Origin of the sequence: Rhodoblastus sp. (assembly GCF_041915505.1) — a bacterium.
Classification (GTDB): domain Bacteria; phylum Pseudomonadota; class Alphaproteobacteria; order Rhizobiales; family Beijerinckiaceae; genus Rhodoblastus.
On record NZ_JAYSBG010000372.1, the window covers coordinates 1 to 3,275 of the forward strand.

The 3,275-nt window shown below is 65.9% G+C and carries 2 protein-coding genes and 1 pseudogene; all 3 read right to left on the minus strand.

The window, feature by feature from the left end; all coding sequences use genetic code 11:
* Positions 1–1,808: transketolase (gene tkt, locus ACE3S9_RS17085; RefSeq protein WP_374547685.1), on the minus strand; the 1,808-nt coding region annotated here is incomplete at its 3' end.
* 37 nt (positions 1,809–1,845) lie between these two features.
* Complete coding sequence (locus ACE3S9_RS17090) at positions 1,846–2,721, minus strand: phosphoribulokinase (protein WP_374547686.1); 876 nt, start codon at positions 2,719–2,721, stop codon at positions 1,846–1,848.
* A gap of 11 nt (positions 2,722–2,732) precedes the next feature.
* Positions 2,733–3,275: pseudogene (locus ACE3S9_RS17095) on the minus strand (fructose-bisphosphatase class I); the annotation flags it as partial.

The window sequence follows — 3,275 nt, forward strand, 5'->3', positions numbered from 1 at the left end:
TAGGCCTCGCTCTGGCGCTCGAACAATTCCCAGCAGGGCATCGAGACCACCGCCGCCTTGACGCCTTGCGCCGCAAGTCGTTCGGCGGCCGCGACGGCGAGTTCCACTTCCGAGCCGGTGGCGAGCAAAGTCACGTCGCGCGGGCCATCCGTCTCGCGCAGCACATAGGCGCCCTTGGCGGTGAGGTTCTCGTCCGAACTTTCCGTGCGCAAAGCCGTCACCGCCTGGCGGGTGAGGGCGAGGGCGGAGGGCGTCCGTTTTTCCGACAAAGCCGCCGCCCAGGCCTCCGCCGTCTCGACCGCATCGGCCGGGCGGAAGGTCAGCAGATTCGGCAAGGCGCGCAGGGTCGCGATATGTTCGACCGGCTGGTGGGTTGGGCCGTCCTCGCCGAGGCCGATCGAGTCATGGGTCAGCACATAGATGACCCGCACGCCCATCAAGGCCGACAGGCGAATGCCGCCGCGCGCATAATCCGAGAACACCAGGAAGGTGCCGCCATAGGGGATGAAGCCGCCGTGGAGCGCGATCCCGTTCATGGCCGCCGCCATGCCGTGTTCGCGAATGCCGTAATGGATGTAGCGGCCGCCGAAAGCGCCGGGCGCGACCGATTCCATGCCCTTGGTGATGGTCAGGTTGGAATGGGTGAGATCGGCCGAGCCGCCGATGGTGATCGCGCTGGCGCCATTGATCGCGCCGAGCGCGATTTCGGACGCCTTGCGGGTGGCGAGCTTCGGCTTTTCGGCGACGTGTTTCGCGATCAGATCGCGCAAGGCGACATAGATTTCGCGCGGCGTCTCGCCGGAGATCTGGGCCGTGAAGCCCGCGCCTTGTCGGCTGGCGGCGAGCCGCGCCTTCCATTGGGCGTTGGCGGCGGCGCCGCGCGTGGCGACGCTGCGCCATTCGCCCAGGATCGGCTCCGGCACCACGAAGGGCGGGTGCGGCCAATTCAGTTTTACGCGCGCGGCGGCGATTTCCTCCACGCCGAGCGGTTCGCCATGCGCCTTGGCGGTGCCGGCGCGCGTCGGCGCGCCATAGCCGATCGTGGTGCGGCAGGCGATCAGCCAGGGCTTGTCGCTATTGCCGCGCGCGGCGGCGATGGCGGCGGCGATCTGCTTTTCGTCATGGCCGTCGACCCGCGCCACATTCCAACCGGCGGCGTCGAAGCGGCGGATCTGGTCGGTCGCGGTCGAGAGGTCGGTCGCGCCGTCGATGGTGATATGGTTGTCGTCCCACAGCACGATCAGCTTGCCGAGCTTCAGGCGCCCCGCGAGGTCGATGGCCTCGTGGGACAGGCCCTCCATCAGGCAGCCGTCGCCGGCGACGACATAAGTGTAATGGTCGACCAGTTCGTCGCCGTAGCGCGCGTTCATCATGCGCTCGGCGAGCGCCATGCCGACGGCGGTGGCGACGCCCTGGCCGAGCGGGCCGGTGGTGGTCTCGATGCCGAGCGCGTGGCCATATTCGGGATGGCCGGCGGTGCGCGCGCCGAACTGGCGGAAGCGCTCCAATTGCTCGATCGGCATGTCGGCATAGCCGAGCAGATAGTGCAGGGCGTATTGCAGCATCGAGCCGTGGCCGGCCGAGAGCACGAAGCGGTCGCGGTCGGGCCAGGCCGGATCGGCCGGGTCGAGCTTGATGAACCGCGTGAACAGCACCGTGGCGACATCGGCCATGCCCATCGGCATGCCGGGATGGCCGGATTTGGCCTTTTCCACCGCATCCATGGCCAGGGCGCGAATGGCATTGGCCATGTCGGCGAAGCTGGGGTTGGTCGCCGGGGCGCGTTCCGCGAGGAGAGTCTCGGTCATCACGAATTCCTTCGCTTGTTGTTCACTGGGTGCGAATTCATTTGGTGCGGCGGCTGCGCTCGGTGAGCCGCAGGATCATCGGCGTCAGGATGAGCTGCATGGCGATGTCGAGCTTGTCGCCGGGAATGACGATGGAATTGGCCCGGCTCATCCAGCTCCCGTTGATCATCGACACGAGATACGGGAAGTCGATGCCGCGCGGATTGCGGAAGCGGATCACCACCAGCGATTCGCCTGCCGTCGGGATCCAGCGCGCGATGAAGGGGTTCGAGGTGTCGACCACCGGAACGCGCTGGAAATTGATGTCGGTCTGGGTGAATTGCGGGCAGATGACATGCACATAGGCGTGCATGCGCCGCAGGATCGTGTCGGTCACCGCCTCGGTCGTATAGCCGCGCGAGGCCCGGTCGCGATGGATCTTTTGGATCCATTCGAGATTGATCACCGGCACGACGCCGATCTTGAGATCGCCATAGCCGGCGATGTCGATTCCCTCGGCCTTCACCGCGCCATGCAGGCCCTCGTAGAACAGCAGATCGGAATTGTCGCCGATCTCGCGCCAGTCGGTGAAATGGCCGGGCGGAACGCCATGGCGCTCGGATTCCTCCGTGTCATGGACATAGGTGCGCGCGCGGCACTTGCCGGTTTCCGCATAGGCGCGAAAGGAGTTTTCCAGCTCCGAGAGCAGATTGGCGTCCTCGGAGAAATGGCTGAAGGTGAGATCGCCCGTGTCGCGGCGGCGCGCCATTTCCGCCTTCATCGCGGCGCGGTCGTAGCGATGGAAGGCGTCGCCCTCGATCGAGGCGGCGACGATGCCCTCGCGGCGGAAGATCTGGTCGAAGGTGAACTTGACCGTGCTGGTGCCCGCGCCCGAGGAGCCGATGACGGAAATGATGGGATGTTTGATCGACATAAATTCCGTCCTTAGTGCTGGAACAGGCCGCGCTCGGCGAAAAGCGGCGAGGGGATGCGCTCGTAATGGGCGTTGGAATAGTACGAGGCGATGCGGGCGACCTTTTCGATCGAGCCGAACACCAGAGGCGTGCGCTGGTGCAGCTTTTCGAGCTTTTTCGCGAGGATGCGCTCGAAGCCGTCGGTCGCCGCGCCGCCGGCCTGCTCGACCAGCATGGCGACGGGAAAGGCCTCGTAAAGCAGCCGTAAACGGCCGCGCTCGTAGCCGGCGCGGTCATCGCCGGGATAAAGGAACACGCCGCCGCGCGAGAAGATGCGATGAGCCTCGCCGACCATGCAGGCCAGCCAGCGCATGTTGAAATCCTTGCCGCGCGGGCCGCCATTGCCTTCGATGCAATCGTCGATGAAGGCGCGGATCGGTTCGGGCCAGTGGCGGTAATTCGAAGCGTTGATCGCATATTCGCGCGTCGACGGGGCGATGCGGACATTGCGTGAGACCAGCACGAAGCGGCGGCTGGCGGGATCGAGCGTGAAATGCGCCACGCCTTCGCCGAG